The sequence below is a fragment of the Streptomyces sp. 8L genome (genome assembly GCF_020176795.1).
GTDB lineage: Bacteria > Actinomycetota > Actinomycetes > Streptomycetales > Streptomycetaceae > Streptomyces.
On the sequence record NZ_JAIUKE010000989.1, the window covers coordinates 1 to 217 of the forward strand.

The window sequence follows — 217 nt, forward strand, 5'->3', positions numbered from 1 at the left end:
TAAGGCTTAGCTTCCGGGTTCGGAATGTAACCGGGCGTTTCCCCCACGCTATAACCACCGAAACACTATGAAACAATCACACAACCGGACACAACACAGCCGTTCGTGGTTTCAGAACCAACACAGTGGACGCGAGCAAATATGGACAAGCCCTCGGCCTATTAGTACCGGTCAACTCCACCAGTCACCTGGCTTCCATCTCCGGCCTATCAACCCA

At 53.0% G+C, this 217-nt stretch carries 1 rRNA gene; it reads right to left on the reverse strand.

Going from position 1 to position 217, the window contains the following annotated elements:
* Window positions 1–62, reverse strand: a 5S ribosomal RNA gene (gene rrf, locus LCE31_RS40215); the annotation flags it as partial.
* Between the last annotated feature and the right edge of the window lie 155 nt (window positions 63–217).